Genomic DNA, 24,514 nt, shown 5'->3' with positions numbered 1-24,514 from the left:
GAGGTTTGGCACCTCGATGTCGGCTCGTCACATCCTGGGGGTGGAGTAGCTCCCAAGGGTTCGGCTGTTCGCCGATTAAAGTGGCACGCGAGCTGGGTTCAGAACGTCGTGAGACAGTTCGGTCCCTATCCGCCGTGGGCGCAGGATACTTGAGAGGAGCTGTCCTTAGTACGAGAGGACCGGGACGGACGGACCGCCAGTGGACCGGTTGTAACGCCAGTTGCATAGCCGGGTAGCTGTGTCCGGAAGGGATAACCGCTGAAAGCATATAAGCGGGAAGCCCACCTCGAGATTAGGTATCCCGATCGTAAGATCCTAAAGGCCCCTTCTAGACAAGGAGGTTGATAGGCTGGAGGTGGAAGCGTTGTAAGACGTGGAGCTGACCAGTACTAATCGGCCGTGCGGCTTGACCACTAACTATTTCAATATTCCGCGCAAGCGAAATAACTGGAATAGTCAGTTCAGGAGATTCGAGATTGTTAATCGCTAGCTCGAGTTGAAATGAACAAGGTCGAGTCACAGACAAGGCACCATCAAACGGGCACCCGCTTCGAAAGATACCTCATTCAGTTGTCAATTATTTTTTCGGCCGGTGCGCTTCAAGCGCACGTCGGGCCAGTAAGTTTCCGGTCGCCATGGCGAAGGTGAAACACCCGTTCCCATCCCGAACACGGCAGTTAAGCCCTTCTGCGCCGATGGTACTGTGACCGAAGGCGTCACGGGAGAGTAGGACGCGGCCGGGGAATCCCGAAAGGGCGGAGCAAGTGCTCCGCCCTTTTTCTTTTTGATCCGTAAAAATCGATTTCTGAAATCCCTTTCTCTGACCAGGGGGAGGACGGTGCCGCACAACGGCTCCGGGTGAGGGTTGCCCGATCGGCGAAGTTGACTATTGACCGCAGGCTTATCGAGTTCAGCCCGATGTCAAATCGCCTTGTCCCATTCCATCATTTCATGGGTGAGTGATCCTGAAATTGTTGCAAAATCGCCCTTTTCCAGAATGCGCTTCGCTTCTTCCTTTTGTCCGCCAAGAGCCAGCTTTAGTACGTTAGCGGCTGCGGAATGGAATTGACGGTGAAGATCCTTGCACTTCGTGTAGTGCCTGGAGCCTTTCATTTCTGTCCCTGCCCCGGCCAACCACTTACCAAAGTCGCAGTGATCATCTTGTGCGACGGTAGCCGTCGAGAATTCGCTTGAGCCGCGGTCGATCGCAGTCCTGAGTCTCGTCTTCCACATGCCGTGCGCACCGATTGCTGCTTTGATCTCATCGTGTCCGTTTCCCATATTGCCCTCCTGTCAGTCGTTCGTTGATCATGGTTTTGGTCCTCGGCTTGATCAACCTTGAACTAGTCAGATGATAATCAAACTCCTTCCAGGCTTTTCGCTGGTTGAATTCACAAATCAAAGAAAAGGGTGAGCGACACGAATCTCCCGCTCTCAGCGATTGGACAACACCGATCGAGACCGCCAACAATATTTTAAGGATGCGATCAAGTTTAGCTTTCGCAATATCCGCTTCACTGCTCTGCGTCGGATGCTTTCAGTTCACCCAAGGTCCCCAGGGCAACCTGCAGTCGGTGGGGGTGCCGGGCGCTACGATCTGGAAGTCGGCCGACGCGAGCAAGCCGATCACGCCCGAGCAACTCGGTTACTCGCCGGAGGAGGCCGCCAAGCTCGGTGGTCCCGTCCTCGTTGAGCCTGCGGATTCAAGCACGCCGCAATGGCGCTATCGCTTCTACTACGCGAGCAACAACCAGTGCGCCGCCGACCTTACTAAGATGCTCGCCGCGCGTGCTCAGCAGAACATCACCGGACCTGCGCCTTACTGCACGATGACGCCACCGCAACCGTCGCTGCAGGGACACGGCCTGCTCTTCTAGAGTTCCCGGCGCGCCGCTTGCATCGTCGCTATAGCGTGGTGATCCACAGCTTCTATCCGAATTTCGATGCTGGGTGTCCGTCTGCGCGCTGGCGACATTTTCCAAGCGCTCTTCGCCTGAATACGCATATGAGCCGCGGCGGCAATCGACAGGAATCAGCAAAAATTTCACGGTGTGGCAGATCGTTATGGGATTGAACGGCCGAAAAACTGATTCCTTCGACTCGAGCCTCGACAGCGATCACACGCTGATCTGGGTCGCTCTCCCGATGCTGGCGCTGGTCGTCATAACCGCCGTTCTCTATTTCGCTCGCGACATCATGATTCCGCTCACCGCCGCCGGAATCCTGAGCCTCGTGTTGAGTCCGATCGTCGACAAGCTCGAGCGTATTGTGGGCCGCGTTCCAAGCGTCGCGATGGTAGTGATCGCCGGTGTAGGCATGATCGCGATCATTGGCTACTTCGCCACCGTCCAGCTCGCGACTGTCGCCGACGAGGTGGCCGGTTATTCCTACAACATCGGCGATAAGGTCTCAGCTCTTCAGAAGAGCACGCCCGACTGGATTCTCCATATCGAGAACGCGGTCAGTGACGTCGAGCGTCGGGTGCAAAAGCCTCCGCCTTATGTCGCCAAACCCAAGAACGTTCCCGAAGTCGCGATCACCTCGGGCTCGATGTACGACAATATCTGGCGCGTGGCGCCGGCGCTGGCTGCCTTCATCCAGATCTTGCTGGTGATCGTCCTGCTCTTCTTTCTGCTCTATAGCCGCCACGACATGCGCGATCGATTCGTGCGGCTGGCGGCGCGCGTGCGCGTCACGGTCGCGAGCGTGGCGATCGAAACCGCCAGTCATACCGTGAGCCGCTATCTCTTCATGATGACAATCATCAATCTCGCCTTCGGTGCGACGATCGGGATCATTCTGTGGTTCCTGGATGTGCCGAACGCGGGATTCTGGGGCGTGCTTGCCTTTCTGCTGCGATATATTCCGTACGTCGGAACTCTGGTTGGTTCCACCTTGCCAACGTTGGTTGCCTTCGCCGTATCACCGGGATGGGCCAAGCCGATCGAGGTCTTCTGTTCGTTTATCGCGCTCGATCTCTGCACCAGTCAGCTTGTCGAGCCCTTCATGATTGGCCATCAGATCGACATGTCTCCTGTCGCGTTGTTGATCTCGACGATCTATTGGTCGTGGCTGTGGGGTATCCCCGGACTGCTGCTCGCGATTCCTTTGACCGTCTGCCTGAAGGTCGCGGGCGAGCATATTCCCGCGCTGAACTTTGTCAGTCTGGTGCTCGGCGGCGAGCGCGAGCTCGAAAGCTATCACGACTTCTATCGGATGCTGCTGGAGCGAGACGCCGATAAGGCCACCAGTCTCGCGGTACGCTATTGCGATGAGAACGGTCTCGAAGAGATCTTCGAGGATATCATCGCGCCGGTTCTGAAGCTGGCCGGTGAAGAGCGTGCTGAACGTAATATCAGCGATGAGAGCGCGCAGTTCATTTTCGAGTTCGTTCGCGAATTGGTCCCCGGCCTCGGCAGCCGTTTCTCCGAGCCGCGCGGCGCTTTTCGTCCCCGGGTGCTCGGCGTATGCCCGGCCGGCGAGATGCACAACCTCGGGATGCTGATGGTGCTCGAGTCGTTCCGCTACGCGGGCGCGGTCGTCAAATTCGTCGGCGAGGATCGCGCAGTACCCGAAGTCGTCGATATGGTCCATATCTTCGACCCGGACATCGTTTGTATTTCGTGCACGCTGACTGAACGCCTTCCGGATGCGGCCGAGCTCGCGATGACGCTGAAGAGGGGCTTTCCCCATCTGCTGATTCTGGCTGGCGGCGTCGCCGCGCTCTCCTATCCCGCCGATCTGATTCGCGCGGGATGCACGCAGGTCGCGGGAACACGCAGCCAGGCGCTGCGCGCAATCCGTCAACTCACGCGCACCAAGATCGATCGCGAACTCGTCAGCCAATCCGAAGCAAGCGCGACAAACTAGCGCTGGCGACTTCCACGAATCGGCGCGAAAGTAGCGCGCGAACGACCGCTGCGGCTCAGCGAAGATAACTACAAGGTGGCGTCGCTCGCGCGCTCGATGCCTTTCCTTCCTCTTTTGTAGAACCGTCTGCTCGATTTCGTGATGATTTCTTTAATATGGCTGAAGCTTCTGATGGCTTATCCACGTCCGTCACTGAATCCGCGTCGCTTGATGAGTCTTCGGCCGCATCGTCGCTGCGGACAATCTGGATCGGCGTCGCAACCGCGATCATAGTCGCGCTCGCAGTCAGCTGGAATATCTATCGAAGCGCCGTGGCCTATTCCGATGCCTTCGACCGCATGACTGACGCCTACCAGGTGATCCTGGCCCTCGATGCGGCCCGCGCCGATCGCACTCTGCTCTCGACCGAGTTCACCAAGTACGAGTTAGGCGGTGACCGCACAAGCCTCGCCGCACTGGCGCCAGTGGGCGTGCGGGTCAAAAGCGACGTCGCTCGCATTCGCGCTCTGACCCTCGCGAATCCCGGCCAACAGCATCGCCTCGCACAAATCGAGGAACAAATCGAAGAGCTCAACCTCCTCAACGCGGAGATCTTGAAGCTCGGCCCGAGTATCCAACCGCGTCAGGCCTCGCGGCCATTGCAATTCACCGCGGCGGCGCAATTGCTCGACGCGCTGCGGATCGAGCTTGCCGGAATCTCCGCCGAGGAGTTTCGCGCGCTGACCACCAGCACTTCGCAGGCACGCTCGCGCGCCGCCCAAAGCCAGGTCATGGCCGGCGTCGGATGCGCGCTTATCATCGGGTGGCTGCTGGTAGTCGTGGGATGGGGCGCGCGGATGGTCAGTCGGCTCGACTACAAGGCGCGGCAGGTGCTGGCTGGCGAGTCCGCGCTGCGCCAGGTCAACGAGGCGCTCGAGGCGCGCGTCAAAAGCCGCACCGCGGCACTCGCCGAGCAGCACAACCTGCTCGAGTCGATTCTCGACGCGATGTCCGAAGCGGTCGTGGCAGTCAGTGCTCAAGGCGAGCTCGGGGTCAGAAACTCCGCATCGGAACTGCTTCTCGGCCGCAATTTGGCCGACGAAGATAATCTGCTCGCCGGCTTCGAATCGGTCGAGGGCGAACACGCGATGCCGATGACAGCGTCGCGATCGCCCCTGCGCACTGTGCTCGAAGGCGGGCAGACGCCCGAGCTGACACTGCGTAAGCGCGACCCGAACAAGGGTGAGCTGCGATGGTTCGAATGTTCGGCGCGTCCGGTCGCCGGCGTATGGGGATCGCTTGGCGGCGCGGTTATGGTCCTGCGCGATGTGACCGACCGCGAGCTCGCGCGCGAGCAATTGCAGCGTACCCGCGACGAGGCGCTCGCCGAACTTCAGCGCCGCTCCGAGTTTGTCATGCGCACCGGGTTCCAGGTTCGCACGCCGCTGAGCACGATTATCGGCCGCGCCGACCTGTTGCTGCTGTCCGACTTGCGCGGCGAGCCGCGCCGCCACGTCGAGGTGATCAAGTCGAGCGCCGACCTGCTCGCGACCATCGTTAATGACGTTTACGACTACTCGCTGCTCAATACCGGCAGGCTGACGCTGCGCCGCGTCGATTTCGATTTGCTCGATACCGTCGAGGAAGTCGTTGAGTCGTTCGGGCCTGAGACCCTCGCGCGCGGCGTCGAGCTCGGACTCATGGTTGACTCGGGATTGCCGGGAAGGTTGCGCGGCGATCCGAATCGGCTGCGGCAAATTCTTTACAACATCATCTCGAACGCGGTTCGTGCGACGCAGACCGGACGGATCGAGATCAACCTTAACCGCGCGGATGAGAGCAGCTCTGCGGTCGTCGTGAACTTCCAGGTGAGCGACACCGGCAGCGGTATCGCCTCGGAACTGCGCGCGCGCTTGTTCGATCCCTACGTCCACGCCGACGGCGATTCGGCGGGCGGCGAAACGGGGCTCGGCCTCGCGATCGCCGCGCAGCTTATCCAGCGCATGAACGGCGAGATCGGACTCGAGAGCGAAGTGGGCAAGGGCTCGAATTTTCGCTTTCGCGTGAGCCTCGACAAGGTTTCCGACGAGCGCCTGAGTGCGCGGTTTGATTTCTCGATGTCGAAAATCGCGGGCGCGAAAATCCTGCTCGTAGGACCTCCGTCGCTGATGCGCGAGGCGGCCGCCCGTTACCTGGCAGCGTGGGGATTGACGCCCTCACCGGCGGAGAGCGGCGCAGAAGCGCTGGAGCAGTTGAAGCGGGCGTCCGCAGCGGGCGAAAAGTTCTGGGGCGTGATCGTCGCCGAGCAGGCCGCCGGTCAAAGCGGTTCGCAAATCGCCGAGGCCATCAAAGCCGTGCCGGAACTCAGGCCCATTCGAGTTTTCGTCGCTTCTGCAGAGCCGGGACGCGAAGGCTCCGCCGCGGTCGATCACTGGATCCGAATGCCGCTGATGCCGTCGCAGTTGGCCGATGCCCTTAATTCTCTCGTGTCGCCATCGCTCGCCGCGCGAACCCGGGAGCATCACGCGACCGCCGATCCCACTCTTGCGCACGACTTTCGCGCCTCGGCGCGGATATTGGTCGTTGAAGATGACGGCGTGACGCGCGCGATGCTCGGCGAGCAGCTCGCGGCGCTTGGCTTCGCATACGATCTCGCCAGGCGCGCCGACGAAGCGCTCGAAATGCTTGAGCATCGAACCTACGACGCAGTGTTGATGGATTTGGAACTGCCGGGCATGGACGGCTACGAGGCGACCGCCGAGATCAGACGCCGCGAAGGCAACAATCGACACACCGTGGTGATCGCGCATACCGCGCACAGCGCGGGCGCGATCGTCAGGCGATGCGCCAGCGCGGGGATGGACGATTTTCTCGCCAAGCCCGTGACGCTCAGCGAACTCGCACAGGTGCTCGATACCTGGGCGCAGCCGGCGCCGAGCAGCAAACCCGCTCCGACGATGACCGACGCCGACAGCGCCGCGGCGTTGAGCCGCGAGTTCGACAAGGATCGCCTGGCGGAAATCGAAGAGTTGTCCAAGGCTTCGGGCCAGAACATCCTGGCCAAGCTGGCGCGGACGTTTCTCGCCGATTTACCTGGACGGCTCGCCGCGCTCGAAACCGCAATTGAGCGCGGCGATCTCAAAACCTTTGCCTCCGAAGCGCACGCGCTGCGCGGAGCCTCGGGAACGATCGGTGCGAAACAATTCGCGAACCTGTGTGCGAGCGCCGAGGACCTCGCCCGAGCCGGCAATGCCGCCGACACGAGAACCTCGGTCTCGAACCTGATGCGCTACGCGCGCTTGTTGCCCGAGGTTTTGAAGCAGGCCAGTTCTGTATGACTCGCTGTCACCGCCAATACCATCACGGTCCGCACGAGTCCGCGTAGAACAGCATGTACTCGAACATGATAGAGCGCCGTCATGGGGGTGTTGGTGTCGGGTTCCTCTGCGAATAGCCATTGGATCGATGGCGCAGTCACCGAATCCAGATCATGATCGACATGCTCTTCGCGTTCTCAGGCGGATGCCGCACGCAAGCGCTGCCTGCGCTATGGGCGCAAGCTAGTCCACGATTGCCGAATAAATGATGTTCTTGAGCTGGCCGCGGAAGTTGAAGGTTGCCGACGGCATGAGCTGCGTCATGAAAACGACGACCAGATCCTCTTTCGGATCGACCCAAAAAATCGTCGAAGCGGCGCCGCCCCAATAGTAATCGCCCGCGCCGATCGTGCCCGCTTCAACTTCCCCGAGCGTGGTTGCGAAGCCGAGACCAAAGCCGACGCCCTCGTATGCAGTTTCCGAAAAGGCACCGATCGCCATCTGCGTGAGATCCTTGCCGCCGGCCAGGTGGTTCTTATGCATCAGTGCGAGCGTTCGCGAACCGATGATGCGATTACCGTCGAGCTCGCCACCGCGCCGTAGCATCTCGGAGAACCGCAGGTAGTCTGCCGTCGTGCCCGTGAGACCGCCGCCGCCGGAAAAGAAGGTCGGCTCGCTGAGATACGTGCTGGCAGCAGGGTCGTCGATCAGCTTGAGCGTCTTGTCAGGCTGGCGCTCGTAGTTGGCGGCGAACCGCGAGGCGTTGGCGCGCGATACGAAAAACGCCGTGTCGCGCATTTCGAGCGGGCCGAAGATCGTTTCCTGCAGGTAGCGGTCGAAGCGCTTTCCTGAAATCGCCTCGACCAGGTAGCCGCAGACGTCGGTCGAAAGCGAGTACATCCAGCGCTCACCCGGGTGATACCGAAGCGGCACATGCGCGAGCTTGCGCACGAAGGCCGCGAGGGTCTCGCCGCGTTCGCGCTGCACCATCTGCTCGCGATAAACGCGATCGACGGGATGATTGGTCGCGCCGTAAGTGAGCCCGCCCGTGTGGCTCAGCACGTGCCGCATCGTCATCGGACGCGCCGGCGCGGCGACCTCCATGTTCGCGCCTTCGCCGGAAATCCATACCTTGTGATCGCGCCATTCAGGAATGAATCGCGATACCGGATCGTTGAGCTGAAAGTGGCCCTGCTCGAAAAGCGTCATCAGCGCGATCGAAGTAATCGGCTTGGTCATTGAGTAAATGCGAAAGATCGCGTCGTCGGCCATCGGCCGGCGCCGCTCGCGATCCATCAAACCGAACGACTTGAAGTAGGCGTTAATACCGCGGCGCGCGACCGCGACCTGGCATCCGGCGATCTTGCCCGGCTCGATATAGTTGCGACTCAGGTGATCGGTGATGCGATTGAGCCGCTCTGCCGAGAATCCCGCCCGCTGCGGTGCCAGTTCCATAACACTTCCTCCGCTGTGACACGGCGATAGTACTACCGGCGCATCGCAGCGAGAAAGCGGGAAGGTGAGCGCGCGCCGCTACTTCGAATCGGCGGTGTCGGTCGCGCGATGCCAGACCTGCGTCTGCCCGAACAGCGGGATACCAACGTAGGGATGAATCTCGAGTTCGTCCGCGCTCAGCACGGTCATCTTGCAGCGGTAAGTCTTGCCGTTCTCGCGATTATAGATTTGCCCATACCAGGTCTTGTCGCTGGACGGCGTGAAGTCGCGCAGGATCTTGAGTCCAATCGGCGAGGGTCCCGAGATAGTCGCGTTGGTATCGCTCATCGAGTGATTTGCGAGTTCACGGACCGCAGTGCCGCACAGCGCGTCGCCACACGGCGCGATGTCGATCACGAGATTGCCGCTGGCCGTCACCCATCTCCCGTTCTGGGCGAACGCCGGCGTTGCGAAGAGACATGCCACGAGACAAAGCATCAGCCATTTCATGATGACCTCCGGGTACAGTCGCGATGTAATCACCGATTACACGCGAGGCGTGTTGAAAGTCAATCGAAATAAGCAGTGCTTACATTGGAGCGGTGCGTCGTGCTAGCTTCGGTTGCGATGAAGTCGGCAATTCCAAAACGCAGGATCAAACCCGGGCGAACGCCGCGCCGCGCGCGCTACCATCATGGCAACCTGCGCGAAGTGCTAATCGAGGCGACGCTCAGACTCGTCGAGGAAGGCGGCATCGAGAACGTGAGCGTGCGCGAGGCTGCCAAGCGCGCCGGAGTATCGCCGGGCGCTCCGTTTCGTCACTTTCCGGATCGCAAAGCCCTGATGACGGCGGTGGCCGAGGAAGCCACGCGCCGCCTGCGCGACGCGATTGTCGACGAACTCGCGAAAACATCCAGGCGCACGCCGCTTCAGCGCTTCAATGCGTTGGGCGCCGCCTATATGCGATGGATATTGCGCAACCCGACGCACTTCCAGGTGGTTTCAAATCGCCAGGCGATTGACTTCGACGGCTCCGAATCGTTGCGCCGCGACAACGACGAGATCAAATCGATCATGGGCAGCCTGCTGGCCGAAGCCGTCCGCAGCGGAGAACTGCAACAGAGCCGCGTCGAGACAATCCCGCTCGCGGCAAGAGCGCTCGCCTACGGCATGGCGCGCATGTACGTGGACGGCCACTTCCCCCAATGGGGCGTGAAGCCCGGCGAAGAACCGAAAGCCTTCCACGCAGTATTCAAGCTGTTCACCGACAGTCTCGCGAAAAAGGCGGAGGCCTCTGCCTGAAAATCGCCAGGTCTGCCGCGCACCCTCTGAACAACTCTCCCGCTCCGCGGATGATCCAACGACTGACAATAAGTTGACGCGATTTATACTTTGTGCTTAGTTCCTGGCACGAATTGTCGCTGAGCACTTTTTGTTAAGCACCGAAGGGGGAATGCGCCCGATTGAGAGCTGTTGGGTTTGGTTTGTTGTTCGCCATCCTTTTGCTGGCTGCGGGATGCTTTTCGTGGACTGAAGATCAGAACGGGAACCTGCAGTCCGTCGGATTGCCGGGGGTCCCAGTCTGGCAGTCCAAAGCGCCGCCGCCTGAGGTGACGCCGGCTTCGATGGGATTCCTGCCCGACGAAGCCGCCAAGCTGGGTGGTCCCGTGCTGGTCGAGCCGAACAGCAACGGCGCGTGGCGTTACCGCTTCTACCAGGCTGATCAGAATCATTGTGACGATGACCTGAAGAAGCTGCTTGCGGCGCGACCGGCGAACTCTGCGGCCGACACGATGCCCTACTGCACGCTCCATCCGAGACAGGCGCCCATCAAGGGGCATGCGCTGATCCTCTGAGCCATGCCAAGGAAGACGCAGGCCGCGCGGTTGCTTTCGACGGATAAGGACGGCTCCGGGCCGCGGCTTGTTATCCTCGGCCGCGGTGACACGACGGTTGGATGCGGCGCCGGCAACACGCTCGCCATTTCGGATTCAAACCTCGCCGAGCGCCACGCACTGATTGTTTACGCGCGCGGCCGGTACCACCTGGCGGACCTCGGCTCACAGGGTGGCACTTTCGTGAACGGATCGCGGCTCAGGCACTCGCGAGCCCTCAAGCAAGGCGATCAGATTCGCTTCGGACCGGCTATCGCCTATCGTTTCATCGATCCAGACGGTTCGCGGCGGCGCGCGAATCGCATTCGCTTCAATACTGCGGCCGGCGTCGTGCTGGTGCTGCTCGCCGGGTTGTTTGCGCACTACGAGAGGTGGGACGCTGGCGCGCTCGGACCTGGGTCCGCTCCTGCGACTCCAGCCGCCATCAATTCCGTCGCGGCGATGCCGCGTGCTGCACCGAGTGCCGTCCCGTCGCGCGCCGCCTCGATAGCCACTCCGCCAGCATCACTGGCGGTGGCGAAAGCTTCGCCAGCACCCTCAGCGAAGGCCAAAGCGGTCGCCGCGGCGCCCTCGGCGGAGGCGACAGTTCGCATCGGTGAGGCCAAGGCTGCACTGGCGAAGATAAATTCCTACCGAACTCAGACAAAGCTGACGCCGCTTGCCGAGGACGTTTCGACCTCGAGCGCGGCTGGCGCGCACTCCAGGTATCTGCTGCTCAATTTCCTCGAGCCGATTCGCAAGGCCGACGCGCTCAGCAATGATGCACATCGGGAAGATCCGCAGCTTCCCGGCTTCACGAAGGCGGGCGCCGCAATCGCAGCGAATAGCCAGCTCGGATGGGGTTGCAACACTGGTGAGGTCGGCCTCCAGATTGACAACTGGATAGCGGGACCGTTTCATCGCCTGGATTTGCTCGACCCCAATCTTGCCAGCGCGGGCTTTGGCGAGGCGATGCGCGACGGATGCTGGGCCGCCGCCCTTCGCCTCAATGTCGCTTCCGATGCGCTCAAACCATATGCGACTGCGGTTGAATTTCCGACCGATGGCTCGGTCTTGGCGCTGCGCTGGATCGGTGTTGAGTCGCCTGATCCGCTTGCCAGTTGTCGGGGCTATGGCCGCCCGGTCGGCTTTCCAATCACGCTGCAACTGGGGCGTCTCGCCAATACCAGGCTGGTCAAGGAATCGCTGCTCGAAAACGGCCAGCCGGTCTCGCATTGCGCGTTCGATTCGCACACCTATACGAATCCAATTGGTGCGGAACAGGAATGGGGCAGGTGGTCGTTGCGCAACTCGGGCGGGGTGATAATCGTTCCGCGTCTGCCGCTGGTCGCCGGTGCGCTGTACGCGGTTTCGATCACGACACAGAACCGGACTTACGATTGGTCATTTCGCCAGGGCGACATGCCCGGCGGCGAACCCGCGCAATGACGAGAGTCCGTCAGATGCTCCCGCTGTTGAAAGTCGGATAGTCAGGCGCGGCGGACGATTCGTCGGAGTATTCGTCGGAGAATTCCTGGAGCGACTGCGCATCGGGAAACATGTAATTCGCCGCGCTGCCGCTTGACACGTCGGTATTTGAATAGTCATCCGCCGCGGCATTGCCGTTGGACAAATCTTCCAAATCGGTAGTGCTGTTTGACGCATAAACCGTTGGCGTCGAGGCTTGCTGCGACGGCGCGCGAAGAGCCGGCGTCAGGTAGAAGCCTGCGACCATCGCGCCTACCGCGAGCGCTGCGCCGCTGCGGCGGAGTATCGTGCGGCGGGTGCGGATGCGCCCGGCTTCGCGCATCACGCGCGCGGCAAAATCAGGGCTGAGCTCAGGCTCGAAGGATGAAGCGAAATCGTTGGCGGGATCTGGAGTATTCATTTCAGGTTTCTCCTTCGCTCAGCAGTTGCCTGAGCGCCTTGCGCGCGCGGAACAAGCGCGATTTGAGCGCAGGCAGGCTGATCTTCGAAACACGAGCCATCTCCTCGTAGCTGCGATCTTCCACGACGGCGAGCGTTAGCAGCTCGCGCTGTTCCGGCGGCATCCGGGCCATCGCGCGATTCAGCGCCTCGCCGCTTACCCCGTTAACCGGCTGTCGCGGTGACGGGACCGATTCGTGTTCGGGCTCGAAGCTCACGAACAACGCGCGCCATCCGCGCCGCGCGCGTAGATGATCGGTGCATACGTTGCGCGCGATCGTGAAAAGCCACGCTTCGAATGTTTCAGTCGAGTTGAGCCGTGGCAGGGCGAGAACCATCTTCACAAAAATCTTCTGACACAGGTCTTCGTAGTCGTCGTGCTCGCCGGTGTGGGTGATGACGAAGCCGACAATGCGCCGCTGATAGACGCGGATCAGGTCTTCGGTAGCGGCCGGGTCCCCGGCGCGCGCGCGGAGGATCATTTCGACGGGGGGAGTCGCCGCTTCACGCACGCCGGGGCCGGCACCGTTGCTGCTGTGGTTAGGCATCAGGCAGGGCGAACCTGATTAATCCTGTGGCGGTGGCGGCGGTTGATCGCCGCCGGGGCCCGGACCCATCAGAGCTTCGATCTGCTGATGAAGGCTCTCGAGCTTCTGATTGGTCTGCGCCATCGTGCTTATCTGCGTGGGCGTCAACACGTTGCGAACCTGGATTGCGGTGCTGATCATGAGCGCGTCGAGCTGCTGCTGAATCGCGGCCTTTTGCGTTTCCAGCGAGCTGAAATCCGCCGCGCTTACAGTGCCCGGTCCGAGCAGCTTGGTCGCGATCTGCTCATCGAGCCCGTGCATCTGCTGGAACAGTGAATGAATCTGAGTGCGATTGGCGGACAGAATCTGATGCACCTGCGTTTGCTGATCGGAGGTGAGGTTCGCCGACCGCAGCAGCATCATCATCGGCGGCGGCCCACCGCCCGGTCCGCCATGTCCGCCGAAACCGCCGAACGCACGAGCAGCTGTCACGGGTGCCGCGACTAGCAAGGCCAAGCCCGCAGCGAAGAGTGTCTTTTTACCGACCATTTCTCGTCTCCACCTCCGGGCCCTTTCGGCCCTCTGTATCGAAAGACGGAGGTGCCGATGGAAAGTTTCGCGCACTCTGACGGGCGAGAAAAGCGGTTTCGGTGCTTATCCTCGAGCCAGCCACTGGCCGGCGAGAATGCCATCGCCGCACCATCGCGCGTCTTTCACGACCGCGCTGCCGTTCACCAGCACATGGTCGATTCCGACCGGCTCGAGCGTCGGAACATCCGCGTTGGCTCCGCACGCGATCGTCGCGGGATCGAAGATGACGATATCGGCGGCGCATCCTGCTTTGATCAAGCCGCGATCCTTGAGCCGCATCCGCTCCGCCGCCATCCCCGTCGCCTTGTGCACGGCAGCTTCGAGCGTGAGCAAGCCGAGCTCGCGCACGTAGTGGCCGAGAATCCGCGGATAGGTTCCGTAGCTCGCGGGATTGTGATGGCCGGTGCTGGTGAGGATAGTGTCCATCTCGAACAGGTTGAGCGGATGGCTCATCGCGGCGCGCAGCGCATGCTCGTCGTTGTCGTCGCCGCTATAAAGATGAATGAGGACGCGGCCGCGCGTGCCGCTCTCGCGCGCGATCGTCAGGTACGCGTCGATCGGATCGACGCCGAGCGCTTCCGCGATCTGTCCGAAGTATTTTCCTTCGAGATATTGCAGCTCGGGCTTCACGGCCCACATCAACTGGATCGATTCGGCGATAAACGGCGCGAGCGGTGCGAAACCCGCGCGCAACCTGGCCCATCCGTCAGTGCTGTCGAGCAGCTCCTCGAGTCCGGTCTGCGACCACGACGGGAAGATGATTCGAATCGTGGTGTTGCCGCAGGTGTATGGAAACGTATCGAAGGCGATATCGACGCCGTCGTTGCGGAGGCGATCGATCTCGGCGAGGGTTTCATCGGCAACGCTCCAGGTGCGGCGCCCGACAAAGATCATATGCGATGCCTGCAGCGGCACGCCCGCGGTGCGCGCGACTTCGGCCATCTCGCGTATCGCGAGAATATTGTGCGGCTCACGGCTGTCGAAAAAGAGCGAGCGCGTGGAGTAGGCGCGCAGATGCGACGTGAAAATTCCTCCCGCCTCGCCCGCGACACGCGCGAGCGCCGTAAGTTCGGCGGGCTTGGCGATCATGCCGGGGAAATAGCCGAGGCCGCATGAAAGCCCGAGCGCGCCATCAGCCATCGCCCGCCCGACCATCGCCTGCATCTCGCGCAACTGCAGGTCACTCGGATCGGCGTTGCTCGCGCCCATCACGCTGAGGCGGATACTGCCATGTCCGGCGAGATGCGCGACGTTGAGCGCGATGCCTTGCCGCTTCAGATGCGCGCCGTAGCCGGCCACATCGTCCCATTCCCATTCGAACTCGCGATCGGCACAGAGCCGGCCCGACTGATTCAGCATCGACACGCGCTCGCGTCGAATCGGCGCCACCGAGAATCCGCAATTGCCGCCGACCAACGTCGTCACCCCCTGCATCAGGAACGGCCGCAGCGTGCGAGCGTGCTCGGGGATGGGCACGACCCAATCCGAATGCGAATGCAGATCGATAAAGCCCGGCGCGATGATGCGATCGGTCGCGTCGATCGTTTTTGCCGCCGTCGATTGCGCGGCGTCGGCCGGATCGATGAGCGCGGAAATCCTGCCGTCCTTAATCGCGACGTCGCCATGAAAGCGCGGAGCGCCGGAGCCATCGACGATAGTGCCATTGCGGATGATCAGGTCGAATTCCATCTTCGCGATTATTTGCGCGCGCTATCCGGCATTCAATGCTCCGGATTTTCGTGACGCAAATATTTTCGCGACGTTGCCGTGTAGTTCGCGCCTATTTATGCAGGTTTAAGTACGACCAGTTTAATCGGCCACTAACGCGATCGTGATCCGTGCGACGCTATTCGCGGGCTACTTAAACGCTCCGTCCGCTTCACGTTCTCGAACGATATTTGGAGGAGCATATGAAAGGAAGAAAATTCCTGAAGGCTAAATTACGGTCGGGTGCCGCGATTGGCGCGATGGTGCTGATGACGGCCTCGACCGCGCTCGCCGGGGGCTCGATTCTCGGCGATCTTGGCGGTGGTTTTCCAGGCGGCGGCAAAATCCGTCACGTCCTGCTGATCAGTATCGACGGCATGCACGCCGTCGATTACGCCAACTGCGCCAACGGTATCCCGGGTTTCAACGGCGGCGCGCCGTTCTGCCCGAATATCGCGGCAGTCGGCGCAACGGCGATCAACTACACTGCGGCCAGCACTTCAAAGCCCTCGGATTCGTTTCCTGGCCTGATGGCTCTGGTGACCGGCGGATCGCCGCGCACCTACGGCGCGTATTATGACGTCGCATACGATCGCGTGCTCGCTCCTCCCACGAAAACCACGGGCAACGGCTCGCAAGCCGGAAGCTGCACGCCCAACACGCCCAACGGCACGACCACGGAATATGAAGAGGGCGACGATATTGATCAGACGCAGCTAAATGGCGGTGCACCGGCCGGCACCGATGGCGGTGTCGCTTCGCTCGATCCGGCCAAGCTCATCCGCGATCCGTACAACAACTGCGCGCCCGTTTACCCGTGGAACTTCATTCGCACCAACACGATTTTCGGCGTGATTCACAAGGCCGGCGGCTATACCGCGTGGTCGGACAAGCATCCCGCGTACTCGGCGGTATCGGGTCCCGGCAACGGTCCGGTCAACCTCGACGATTACTACGCGCCGGAGATCAATTCGAACGCGGGCCCATTGCCTGTGACCACTCCTCTTGGGTTCAACTGCAACAACCTCAACGTACCTGCGGATGATGCGTATACCGACGATTTCCAGGCGATCCAGTGCTACGACACACTCAAAGTCAACGCGATCGTCAATGAGATCGACGGCCTGACCCATAACGGTAAGTCGAGGGCAAAAGTCCCTGCCATTTTCGGGATGAACTTCCAGGCGATGAGCGTAGGCCAGAAGCTCATCGAGAAGAGCGTCGGCACGGGCGGCTACGTCGATTCGATCGGCACGCCGAGCGCTGAGCTCCTCACCGAGATACAATTTGTTGACAAATCGATTGGCGAGTTCACCTCTGAGCTCAACAAGAAAGGACTGCTGAGCTCGACCCTGATAATCCTGACCGCCAAGCACGGCCAGTCGCCGATCGATCCGGCTCGCTACGACGCGATCCTGAACAATCCTGGCGGCACCACGCCCGCGACGATCCTTGAGAACGACGGGCTGCTGGCGGAGACGTCTGCGAACTTCAACGGTATCGGACCAACCGAAGACGACGTGTCGCTGATCTGGCTCGCCAATTCAAGCGAGCTGGCGACTGCTGTCGCCGATCTGGAGGCGCAGGCTACTGATATCGGGCTCGGAATGCTTTTCGATGGGCCGGCGCTTGCGATTAACTACAACACGCCCGGCACCAGCACCGCGCAGATACCGACCAGCAACGATCCGCGCACTCCCGACATCATCGTGACGCCCAACGTCGGCGTGACCTATACCGGCAGCTCGAAGAAGCTCGCGGAGCACGGCGGCTTCGCGCATGACGACACTAACGTGATCATGCTGGTCTCGAATCCGAGCTTCAAACCCGCGACGATCACTGCTGCGGTTCAGACTGCGCAGGTGGCGCCGACGATCCTGCAGGCGCTGGGGCTGAATCCCGACAGCCTCGATGGCGTCCGCCTCGAAGGCACGGAGGTGCTGCCCGGCGTTCCGCTCAATGGCGGCTTCTAAGAACTGATTAACCTTGCCAGCTCCAATCCCCACCACGAATCGGAGCCGTGCCAGTGGCGGCGCGTTCAACCCCGGACGCGCCCGCCCTCTTTTTCTAACTCGCGAGTTTAGGGATCATCGCGCTCGGCCATCCGCTTCAGGCTTTCGACCCAGTTCTGGTGGCCCCGCTCGAGCATCGGGCGCAGGTACCACCACGCGAGCTTGGGCAGGATACCGTTCTGGCATTCCTCGGTGATAACGCGGCAGCCCGCGCCGTCCGACTCGATGATCCAGCCGTGGTAGGCGTCGAGCACGCCGTGCGCGTCCCATCCGAGCTCATGCGGCGGATCGAAGGTCAGCACCTTGCTCGATACGTTGGCGCCGAAGGTCTTCCACTTGAATTCGGTACCGAGTGAAAGGTCGGGGCCGGCAGATTCGAGAAAGCGGATGTTGGCGCTGTTGCTGTACCATTCGGGCCATCGCGCCGCTCGAATCAGCCATCGCCAAACGCGATCAGGTGGCGCAGCGATGGCGATTTCATTGTGGGCAAAGACCAATGAGCGATCAGGCTCGAATCCTCTAGGCCATTTCATCGAAGCCGCTTATAGCACGACCAGCGGTCACGCAAACCGCACAAAGTACGACACTCGCGCGGCGATGCCTGGTGCGTTAGGCTTATCCGATGCCCTCTGCTCAACTTACTTTCACGTCAAGGAGTCGCCTCGGCGCGCGCGCCGGCTTCACTGCCCGTGGCTGATACCGATTACAAATCTACACTGAAGCTGCCCAAAACCGACTTCCCGATGAAGGCGAACCTGCCCAAGCGGGAGCCGGAAATGCTCAAGCACTGGGACGAGCTAAAGCTCTACGAGCGGATGCTCGAGGTGCGCAAGGACGCGCCCATCTGGATCCTCCACGACGGCCCGCCCTACGCCAACGGCCGCGTGCACATGGGCACCGCGCTCAACAAGATTCTGAAGGACTTCGTCGTGCGCTCGCGCTCGGTGCTCGGATTCAGGACACCGTTCGTTCCCGGATGGGACTGCCACGGGATGCCGATCGAGTTCAAAGTCTCGCGCGATCTTGGCGCGAAGGCGCGCACAATCTCCAAGGTCGAGCTGCGGCGACTGTGCAAAGCAGAAGCGGACAAGTGGATCGATATTCAGCGCTCCGATTTTCGCCGCCTGGGAGCTATCGGCGATTGGTTCGATCCGTATCTCACGATGAAGCCCGAGTACGACGCGGCCGAAGTGAGCGTGCTGCGCAAGATGGTCGAGCTGGGCTACGTGTATCGCGGTCTGCGGCCTGTCCACTGGTGCTTCAGCGATCGCACGGCGCTCGCCGAGGCCGAGGTCGAGTACGGCGACCACGTGTCGCCATCGATCTACGTCGCGTTTCCCTTCAACTCGAATCTGACTGACGCCGCGACGCTCGCCGCGAACAAATCGGAAGGCACCGCGCTCGCGGATGCGCACAAAGCGGGAAAGCTGTTCGGCGTTATCTGGACGACGACGCCATGGACGCTGCCCGCAAATCTCGGCATCTCGCTCAATCCGACTTTCGAATACGTCGCGCTAAAAGTTGGCGACAATTATTACGTCGTCGCGGACAAGCTCGCCGAGTCAGTCGTCAAGGAATGCGATCTCAAGGTGGACGGCCGCGTCGATCTCGATCGCGAGGCGCTGCGCGCGCTCGACGGCAAGGATATTTTCCGGCATCCGTTTATCGCGCGCGATGTGAAGCTGATGTACGGCGATCACGTCACCGCCGAGGCCGGTACCGGCCTCGTGCATACCGCGCCCGGCCACGGCTACGAGGACTTCGTCATCGGCGCGCGCTACGGCCTCGAGCCCTACACTCCCGTCGACAGCTCGGGCCTTTTCACTGCGGATGCGGGTGAATGGGCCGGGCAGAATGTGTTCAAGGCCAACGACTCGATCGTCGAGCATCTGCGCAAAGTCGGCGCGCTGCTGCATACGCATAAGTACACGCACAGTTACCCGCATTGCTGGCGATGCAAGAATCCGCTCATCTTCCGCGCCGCGGAGCAGTGGTTTCTCAATATCGATCACGAAAATCTGCGTGGGCGGATCGTCGATGCGATCGACGGCGTCAATTGGGTGCCGGGATGGTCGCGCGATAGAATCCGCAACATGACCGAGACTCGCCCCGACTGGTGCCTGTCGCGCCAGCGCGCATGGGGCGTGCCGATTCCGGCGCTCCGATGCACGAGCTGCCGCGAGGTGGTGCTCGATCTCGCGACGATGGAACGCACCGAGGAGATCTTTCGTCGCGAAGGCTCCGACGCATGGTTCGAGCGTCCCGCGGCTGATTTCGCCGCGCCCGAACTCAAGTGCGCGAAGTGCGGGGGCACAAATTTCGAGAAGGAAGAAGACGTCCTCGATGTCTGGTTCGACTCGGGATCGTCGCAAAACGCCGTGCTCTCTGAGCGCGGCGAGCTCGCGTGGCCTGCGGACGCATACCTCGAGGCGGTGGAGCAGGCACGCGGATGGTTCGGCTCCTCGCTCGTATGCGCCGTGGCGGAGCGCGGCGGCGCTCCCTTTCGCAGCGTCATCAGCCATGGACTGACTGTCGATGAGAAGGGCCGCAAGATGTCGAAGTCGCTCGGCAATTCGCCCGACGCGGCTGATGTCGTCAATCGCATCGGCGCCGACGTACTGCGCCTGGTCTACGCGTCGCTCGACTACACGACCGAGATTGCGCTCGGCGACACGATCTACAACGCGGTCTCCGAGTCGTATCGCAAGATTCGTAATACCTGCCGCTATATCCTCGGCAACATCGCGGACTTCGATCCCGAGCGCGACATGATCGAGCATGCCGCGATGCTCGAGTTCGATCGCTACATCCTGGCCCGCCTCGAAAAGGTCAAGGACGACGTGCGCCGCGCCTACGAAGCGTTCGAGTTTCAGGCCGCCTACCAGGCGATGCAAACTTTCATCGTCGTCGATCTAAGCTCGCTTTATATCGATGTCGCGCGCGATCGTCTCTACTGCTCGGGCGAGAAGTCGCGCGAGCGGCGCTCCGCACAGACCGCGCTCTTTATCATCATCGACACGTTGCTGAGAATGCTCGCGCCGATAATTCCGTACACCGCTGACGAGGTGTATTCATACCTGCCCGGCCAGCGCCTCGAGAGCGTGCATCTGCTGACGATGCACCCTGCGCATCCCGAATGGCGCAACGAGCAGTTCGAAGAGAAATGGAAATGGCTGCTCGGCATCCGCGACGAGGCGCTGAAGGTGCTCGAGCGGATGCGGCAGGAAAAAGTGATCGGCGCGCCGCTGGACGCGGCAATCGGACTTCATCTCGTGTCGCCGCTTGTCCCTCTCGACCAGGTATTGGAAGAGATCAAGGAACTTCTGATCGTTTCCAAGATCTCGATTCTTGGCGCTGGCGAATTGCGTCAGATCGCTGACGCGCGCGGATCGGCGCAAGGCGATGACTTCGCCAGAGATGGGCACTTCTTCAGAATCGCGGGCAATCCGGAATCGCCCAAGCTCGCGATCGAAGGAAAGCATGCGCCAGGGATCAAGTGCCAAAGATGCTGGCGGTACTTCGACGATGGCGGTGACCCGGAGCTCGATGAGCGATGCCGCGCGGTGGTGAGAGCCTGATGGACGCTGAGTTGACGGCATCTTCGGCGGCGAGTGTGCAACGCGTGCGGCGGCCTTTCTGGTTCCTGCTCGGCTTCGTCACGATCCCGCTTATCGTTCTCGATCAGGTGAGCAAGATCTACGTGAGCGGCCACATGCTGCTCTACGACAACATCACGCTGATTCCGAACTACCTCGACATCACGTTCACCAAGAATCCCGGCGCGGCGTTCAGCATGTTCGCGACGATGACGCCGTCGTTGCGGATCGGGCTTTTGATTTCGCTGATCTCAGTCGCGGTCGTCGTGTTGCTCGTGATGCTCGCGCAGTGCGATCGCATCAACGTGACTTCATTCGCATACTCGCTGATTCTCGCGGGAGCGGCGGGCAATTTGATCGATCGCGCGCTGCGCGGCTTCGAGGTCATCGATTTCATCCGCGCGCACTACTACGACTACAACTGGCCGGTGTTTAATGTCGCCGACAGCGCGATCACGATCGGCGTCGCACTCATCGTCATCGCAACGCTGTTCTTCCGCGAAGCCGAAACGAAGTCATAGGACTCATCGATGCCCAAGTACGACTCCAGCGTGAGCGGCCTGGACGACGTCGCACGCCACTGGGATGACAACGCGTTCTCGTGGACGTCGCAGGTGCGCGCGGGCCGCGACGCGTATCGCGAGTTCTACAATACTCCGGCGTTCCTGAAATTCGTCGGCGACCTTTCTGGCAGGGATGTGCTCGATGCGGGATGCGGCGAAGGGCGCAACACGCGCATCTTCGCGCGCAGCGGAGCGCGGATGACAGGCGCCGATCTCTCGCCCGGTATTATCGCGCTTGCGCGCGAGGAAGAAGCCCGCGAGCCGCTCGGTGTCCGCTACGAAGTCGCGAGCTTCACCGATCTCGCACCGTTCGTTGACGCGAGCTTCGATGCCGTCATCTCGACGATGGCGCTGATGGACGGCCCCGACCTCGACGCCGCGTTCCGCGCGCTCAGGCGCGTGCTCAAGCCGGGCGCGGATCTGTGCTTCAGCGTGATTCATCCATGCTTCGGCACCAAGGGCTTCGGCTGGATACGGGACGAGAACGGCCACGAGGTCGCGCTGCGCCAGGCTGCCTACTTCGACAAGACTCCGTGGGTCGCGCAATGGAAGTTTCCAAAGGAAAACGCCGCGGACCCCGATGACATCCCGCCGTTCGCGGTTCCGCGCTTCGACTACATCCTGTCGGATTACGTCAATGGGATCGTGAAGGCGGGAATGGAGTTGCGTGAGATTCATGAGCCGCGCCCGATCGAGGAAGCCTGCCGCGAGCATCCGCGGCTCGCGAGATGGCGCGAGCATGCGCCACTGTTTCTGTACTTCCGCGCCCGGCGCCCGCGTTAATCTGAAAGTGGCGTGCGATCGCGCGGGCATTAAAGGAAGGCGCTGCGCGCGATGTCTGGCACCGGCCCCTTTGGCGGCCTCCAAGATCCCTCGACTTCGCTCGGGATGACAGAATTCTGATTTCGCGATGACTGATTGTTGGCCGATGCCTGAGAAGTAGTAGGGCAGGCAGGAACGCCAGCGCCACTATGTCTTAGAGCGCACTCGACCTTTGTCGCGAGTGCTTACTTCGCGAATGGGGCGAGCTTCATCAGCTCGTCGTGGATTGCGCCGTTGTCGGCGACCATGCCTTTGAGGATTACGTTGCGGCGGTTGAACTTCAGTGCGTTGCCGTCGATGTCGGTTACTTTGCCGCCGGCTAACATGATCAGGGCGGCGCCGGAGGCTACGTCCCATTCGCTTTTTGGCGACCTGGTGAACGTCGCGTCGGCTTTTCCTGCCGCGACCATCGCAAGCTTGTAGGCTACGCTGCCGGTCGGGCTGATTTTCAGGATGTCCTTGAATGGTTCCCATTCGCCGCGAGCAGTTTCGCTGCGGCTTGCGAGCACCAATGCGTTCTTGATCGTCCGCTTGCGCGTGACGCGAACGGGCTTGGTGTTGAAATGGCATCCGAGGCCGCGGGCGCCCCAGACCATCTCGCGCTTGATAGGATTGTAGGTCACGCCGAGCACCGGCACGCCGTCTTCGACGAGTGCGATCGCGACCACGAACTCGGGCACGCCCCGGATAAACTCCTTGGTGCCGTCGAGCGGATCGACGATCCATACCCGCGAGCACTTGCGGCGGTCTTTGGTGTCGGCGGTCTCTTCCGACAGCCATCCGTAGTGAGGAAACGGATCGTGCAGGAATTTCTTCAGCGCGCGATCGGCTTCGAGGTCGGCCTGCGTGACGGGATTGTCCTTGCCCTTCGATCCGATCTCGTAGCCGCCCTTGTGCCAATGGCCGCGCAGGATGTCGCCCGCGGCGCGCGCCGCTTTCTTGGCGAGGTCGAGTTCCCGTTTCAAATCGCCGGCTGCCTTCGAGGCTGCGAGCTTGCGCGACGCGCGTGGCGCGGACGTTTCTTCCATCTGGGCTCCCTGGTTACGCCTCGCCGCGTTTTTCGCGACGCTTGCGCACCTTGTTGTACGAATCGGTCAGGACCTTCATCAGCTCCTCGCGCCGATCATAAAGGCGGCGCGGCTTGCGCGGCTTGCGGCGCGCGAGCGAATACGCCGTGATCAATGGCAGCGCGACGGTGCTGTCGACGTAGCATACCACCGTATCGGGCAGCTTGTTGGGATCGATCTTGCCCCAGCTCACTGCTTCGTTGGGGGTCGCACCTGAGAGGCCGCCCGTGTCAGGGCGAGCGTCGGTTACCTGCAAGAAGAAATCGTGACCTTTCTCCGCCACGCCCATCACTTCCTGGATCTGCGGCTCGGTCTGGAGCATGAAATTTTTAGGCGAGCCGCCGCCCAGGATAAACACCGCGCTCTTGCCGCCCATCTTCTTCGCCGCATAGACGATCGATGCCGTCTCATTTACGTCGGCGAGCGGATCGAGGCGCAGGCCGTAGCCTTCGACTTCGAGCAACGCCAGGTTCATTCCGATCGACGAATCTCCCGGCGACGATGTGTAGATCGGCATCCCATGGCGATAGGCCGCCGCGAGCAGCGAGCGGCGATCGAGCTTGAGGACTTTTTCGCGCTCGGCGACGTAGCGGCCGGCGCGATAGTGGAACTCGGCGCTGCTCATCGGGTGCTGAAATTCCTCGGCCCGCGCCATCTCGCGGAAAAACGAATCGGTCGAGAGCAGCACGCGATAGTCGAAGAAGATGTCGTAGATCCGCACGACGCCTTCCTTGCGCAGTGCGACGTCGTCGGCGTCGGCAGAGCCCTGGAACATCTTGAGACCGATGCCGAAGTGCGTGTCGTGATAGAGATTCGCGCCGGTCGAGACCATCCAATCGACGAAGCCGTTTTCGATGAGAGGTATGAGGCACGACATGCCGAGGCCCGCGGGCGTGAGCGCGCCCGTCACACTCATGCCGACCGTCACGTCGTCCTCGAGCATTCTTTCCGCGAACAGGCGGCATGCGTCGCGCAGGCGGCGGCCGTTGTAAGCGAGGAAGGCGGTGTCGACGAGCTCGGCAGCCGTCATCTTGCCGGTTACAGGATTTGGATTGATCAGTGCCCCGGACAAGCCGGATTGCTTCTTAGCCATCTTCTCCTCCCGCGACGAGGTGCGGAACTGGTGTCACGCCCTGGGCGCAGCGGGCGAAATCCTAGCGACCTAAAGGTGACGATTCCATGTTGATGCGTTTGCCGTTCAGTGATCGCGAACCTAAGATGGCCGCAAT

The 24,514-nt window shown here is 61.3% G+C and carries 20 protein-coding genes and 2 rRNA genes; 12 read left to right on the top strand and 10 right to left on the bottom strand.

Features of this window, described 5'->3' with window-relative positions:
* Together VMA09_19215 and rrf are read left to right on the top strand one after the other, a co-directional pair.
* Positions 1 to 414: ribosomal RNA gene (locus VMA09_19215) — 23S ribosomal RNA — on the top strand; the annotation flags it as partial.
* A 211-nt stretch (positions 415 to 625) separates the two neighbouring features.
* Positions 626 to 743: ribosomal RNA gene (gene rrf / locus VMA09_19210) — 5S ribosomal RNA — on the top strand.
* Between the two features lie 178 nt (positions 744 to 921).
* On the opposite strand, the gene VMA09_19205 is transcribed toward rrf, so the two are convergent.
* On the bottom strand, positions 922 to 1,281 hold the full coding sequence (locus VMA09_19205) for a CZB domain-containing protein (GenBank protein ID HUA35748.1): 360 nt from the start codon (positions 1,279 to 1,281) through the stop codon (positions 922 to 924).
* Between the two features lie 200 nt (positions 1,282 to 1,481).
* On the opposite strand from VMA09_19205, the gene VMA09_19200 reads away from it, so the two are divergent.
* The 3 genes from VMA09_19200 to VMA09_19190 all read left to right on the top strand — a co-directional run bounded on the left by VMA09_19200 (position 1,482) and on the right by VMA09_19190 (position 7,187).
* Positions 1,482 to 1,877, top strand: coding sequence for a hypothetical protein (locus VMA09_19200; protein HUA35747.1), 396 nt, complete (start codon positions 1,482 to 1,484; stop codon positions 1,875 to 1,877).
* Positions 1,878 to 2,064: 187 nt separating this feature from the next.
* Positions 2,065 to 3,870, top strand: coding sequence for an AI-2E family transporter (locus VMA09_19195; protein ID HUA35746.1), 1,806 nt, complete (start codon positions 2,065 to 2,067; stop codon positions 3,868 to 3,870).
* A gap of 155 nt (positions 3,871 to 4,025) precedes the next feature.
* Positions 4,026 to 7,187 (top strand): response regulator, encoded by a 3,162-nt coding sequence (locus VMA09_19190; GenBank protein ID HUA35745.1) that lies wholly within the window; start codon positions 4,026 to 4,028, stop codon positions 7,185 to 7,187.
* Positions 7,188 to 7,409: 222 nt separating this feature from the next.
* Here VMA09_19190 and VMA09_19185 read toward each other — a convergent pair whose 3' ends face one another.
* Positions 7,410 to 8,621, bottom strand: a complete 1,212-nt coding sequence (locus VMA09_19185) for a serine hydrolase domain-containing protein (GenBank protein ID HUA35744.1) — start codon at positions 8,619 to 8,621, stop codon at positions 7,410 to 7,412.
* Between the two features lie 78 nt (positions 8,622 to 8,699).
* Positions 8,700 to 9,110: a DUF2147 domain-containing protein gene (locus VMA09_19180; protein HUA35743.1), complete on the bottom strand. Its 411-nt coding sequence runs from the start codon at positions 9,108 to 9,110 to the stop codon at positions 8,700 to 8,702.
* Between the two features lie 117 nt (positions 9,111 to 9,227).
* Between VMA09_19180 and VMA09_19175 the strand changes: the two genes are divergently transcribed.
* The 3 genes from VMA09_19175 to VMA09_19165 all read left to right on the top strand — a co-directional run bounded on the left by VMA09_19175 (position 9,228) and on the right by VMA09_19165 (position 11,923).
* Positions 9,228 to 9,902, top strand: coding sequence for a TetR/AcrR family transcriptional regulator (locus VMA09_19175; protein HUA35742.1), 675 nt, complete (start codon positions 9,228 to 9,230; stop codon positions 9,900 to 9,902).
* A 185-nt stretch (positions 9,903 to 10,087) separates the two neighbouring features.
* Positions 10,088 to 10,456: a hypothetical protein gene (locus tag VMA09_19170; GenBank protein HUA35741.1), complete on the top strand. Its 369-nt coding sequence runs from the start codon at positions 10,088 to 10,090 to the stop codon at positions 10,454 to 10,456.
* A gap of 3 nt (positions 10,457 to 10,459) precedes the next feature.
* Entirely contained in the window at positions 10,460 to 11,923 is a 1,464-nt protein-coding gene (locus VMA09_19165; GenBank protein ID HUA35740.1) for an FHA domain-containing protein, read from the top strand.
* Between the two features lie 10 nt (positions 11,924 to 11,933).
* On the opposite strand, the gene VMA09_19160 is transcribed toward VMA09_19165, so the two are convergent.
* The 4 genes from VMA09_19160 to VMA09_19145 form a co-directional block, all read right to left on the bottom strand.
* Positions 11,934 to 12,362, bottom strand: coding sequence for a hypothetical protein (locus VMA09_19160; GenBank protein ID HUA35739.1), 429 nt, complete (start codon positions 12,360 to 12,362; stop codon positions 11,934 to 11,936).
* A 1-nt stretch (position 12,363) separates the two neighbouring features.
* A complete protein-coding gene (locus VMA09_19155; GenBank protein ID HUA35738.1) occupies positions 12,364 to 12,948 on the bottom strand; it encodes a sigma-70 family RNA polymerase sigma factor in 585 nt (194 codons plus the stop codon).
* Between the two features lie 18 nt (positions 12,949 to 12,966).
* Complete coding sequence (locus tag VMA09_19150) at positions 12,967 to 13,476, bottom strand: periplasmic heavy metal sensor (GenBank protein ID HUA35737.1); 510 nt, start codon at positions 13,474 to 13,476, stop codon at positions 12,967 to 12,969.
* A gap of 105 nt (positions 13,477 to 13,581) precedes the next feature.
* On the bottom strand, positions 13,582 to 15,207 hold the full coding sequence (locus VMA09_19145) for a D-aminoacylase (protein ID HUA35736.1): 1,626 nt from the start codon (positions 15,205 to 15,207) through the stop codon (positions 13,582 to 13,584).
* Between the two features lie 221 nt (positions 15,208 to 15,428).
* On the opposite strand from VMA09_19145, the gene VMA09_19140 reads away from it, so the two are divergent.
* Positions 15,429 to 17,198 (top strand): alkaline phosphatase family protein, encoded by a 1,770-nt coding sequence (locus VMA09_19140; GenBank protein ID HUA35735.1) that lies wholly within the window; start codon positions 15,429 to 15,431, stop codon positions 17,196 to 17,198.
* Between the two features lie 107 nt (positions 17,199 to 17,305).
* On the opposite strand, the gene VMA09_19135 is transcribed toward VMA09_19140, so the two are convergent.
* A complete protein-coding gene (locus tag VMA09_19135; protein ID HUA35734.1) occupies positions 17,306 to 17,770 on the bottom strand; it encodes an SRPBCC domain-containing protein in 465 nt (154 codons plus the stop codon).
* Between the two features lie 156 nt (positions 17,771 to 17,926).
* Here VMA09_19135 and ileS point away from each other — a divergent pair, with 156 nt between their 5' ends.
* From ileS to VMA09_19120, 3 genes are read left to right on the top strand one after another with little or no spacing between them, the layout of a single operon-like run.
* Positions 17,927 to 20,815, top strand: a complete 2,889-nt coding sequence (ileS, locus tag VMA09_19130) for an isoleucine--tRNA ligase (GenBank protein HUA35733.1) — start codon at positions 17,927 to 17,929, stop codon at positions 20,813 to 20,815.
* On the top strand, positions 20,815 to 21,354 hold the full coding sequence (gene lspA, locus VMA09_19125; protein ID HUA35732.1) for a signal peptidase II: 540 nt from the start codon (positions 20,815 to 20,817) through the stop codon (positions 21,352 to 21,354). The genes ileS and lspA overlap by 1 nt, the downstream gene beginning before the upstream one ends.
* A 9-nt stretch (positions 21,355 to 21,363) precedes the next feature.
* On the top strand, positions 21,364 to 22,179 hold the full coding sequence (locus VMA09_19120; GenBank protein HUA35731.1) for a class I SAM-dependent methyltransferase: 816 nt from the start codon (positions 21,364 to 21,366) through the stop codon (positions 22,177 to 22,179).
* Positions 22,180 to 22,403: 224 nt separating this feature from the next.
* On the opposite strand, the gene VMA09_19115 is transcribed toward VMA09_19120, so the two are convergent.
* Together VMA09_19115 and speY are read right to left on the bottom strand one after the other, a co-directional pair.
* Positions 22,404 to 23,246: a 3'(2'),5'-bisphosphate nucleotidase CysQ gene (locus VMA09_19115; GenBank protein ID HUA35730.1), complete on the bottom strand. Its 843-nt coding sequence runs from the start codon at positions 23,244 to 23,246 to the stop codon at positions 22,404 to 22,406.
* Positions 23,247 to 23,259: 13 nt separating this feature from the next.
* Entirely contained in the window at positions 23,260 to 24,378 is a 1,119-nt protein-coding gene (gene speY / locus VMA09_19110) for a deoxyhypusine synthase (protein HUA35729.1), read from the bottom strand.
* Positions 24,379 to 24,514: the final 136 nt, after the last annotated feature.

The sequence above is a fragment of the Candidatus Binataceae bacterium genome (genome assembly GCA_035508495.1).
Classification (GTDB): domain Bacteria; phylum Desulfobacterota; class Binatia; order Binatales; family Binataceae; genus JASHPB01.
Note: the sequence above shows the minus strand (reverse complement) of the source record. Positions and strands in the feature narration are given on the sequence as shown.

What these genes read in the sequence shown, in the direction of transcription:
- VMA09_19145 (HUA35736.1), bottom strand. Translation starts at nt 15,207, where the DNA reads ATGGAATTCGACCTGATCATCCGCAATGGCACTATCGTCGATGGCTCC.
- VMA09_19205 (HUA35748.1), bottom strand. Translation starts at nt 1,281, where the DNA reads ATGGGAAACGGACACGATGAGATCAAAGCAGCAATCGGTGCGCACGGC.
- lspA (HUA35732.1), top strand. Translation starts at nt 20,815, where the DNA reads ATGGACGCTGAGTTGACGGCATCTTCGGCGGCGAGTGTGCAACGCGTG.
- VMA09_19175 (HUA35742.1), top strand. Translation starts at nt 9,228, where the DNA reads ATGAAGTCGGCAATTCCAAAACGCAGGATCAAACCCGGGCGAACGCCG.
- VMA09_19165 (HUA35740.1), top strand. Translation starts at nt 10,460, where the DNA reads ATGCCAAGGAAGACGCAGGCCGCGCGGTTGCTTTCGACGGATAAGGAC.
- VMA09_19200 (HUA35747.1), top strand. Translation starts at nt 1,482, where the DNA reads ATGCGATCAAGTTTAGCTTTCGCAATATCCGCTTCACTGCTCTGCGTC.
- VMA09_19155 (HUA35738.1), bottom strand. Translation starts at nt 12,948, where the DNA reads ATGCCTAACCACAGCAGCAACGGTGCCGGCCCCGGCGTGCGTGAAGCG.
- speY (HUA35729.1), bottom strand. Translation starts at nt 24,378, where the DNA reads ATGGCTAAGAAGCAATCCGGCTTGTCCGGGGCACTGATCAATCCAAAT.
- VMA09_19140 (HUA35735.1), top strand. Translation starts at nt 15,429, where the DNA reads ATGAAAGGAAGAAAATTCCTGAAGGCTAAATTACGGTCGGGTGCCGCG.
- VMA09_19185 (HUA35744.1), bottom strand. Translation starts at nt 8,621, where the DNA reads ATGGAACTGGCACCGCAGCGGGCGGGATTCTCGGCAGAGCGGCTCAAT.
- VMA09_19135 (HUA35734.1), bottom strand. Translation starts at nt 17,770, where the DNA reads ATGAAATGGCCTAGAGGATTCGAGCCTGATCGCTCATTGGTCTTTGCC.
- VMA09_19190 (HUA35745.1), top strand. Translation starts at nt 4,026, where the DNA reads ATGGCTGAAGCTTCTGATGGCTTATCCACGTCCGTCACTGAATCCGCG.
- VMA09_19150 (HUA35737.1), bottom strand. Translation starts at nt 13,476, where the DNA reads ATGGTCGGTAAAAAGACACTCTTCGCTGCGGGCTTGGCCTTGCTAGTC.
- VMA09_19195 (HUA35746.1), top strand. Translation starts at nt 2,065, where the DNA reads ATGGGATTGAACGGCCGAAAAACTGATTCCTTCGACTCGAGCCTCGAC.
- VMA09_19160 (HUA35739.1), bottom strand. Translation starts at nt 12,362, where the DNA reads ATGAATACTCCAGATCCCGCCAACGATTTCGCTTCATCCTTCGAGCCT.
- VMA09_19115 (HUA35730.1), bottom strand. Translation starts at nt 23,246, where the DNA reads ATGGAAGAAACGTCCGCGCCACGCGCGTCGCGCAAGCTCGCAGCCTCG.
- VMA09_19180 (HUA35743.1), bottom strand. Translation starts at nt 9,110, where the DNA reads ATGAAATGGCTGATGCTTTGTCTCGTGGCATGTCTCTTCGCAACGCCG.
- VMA09_19120 (HUA35731.1), top strand. Translation starts at nt 21,364, where the DNA reads ATGCCCAAGTACGACTCCAGCGTGAGCGGCCTGGACGACGTCGCACGC.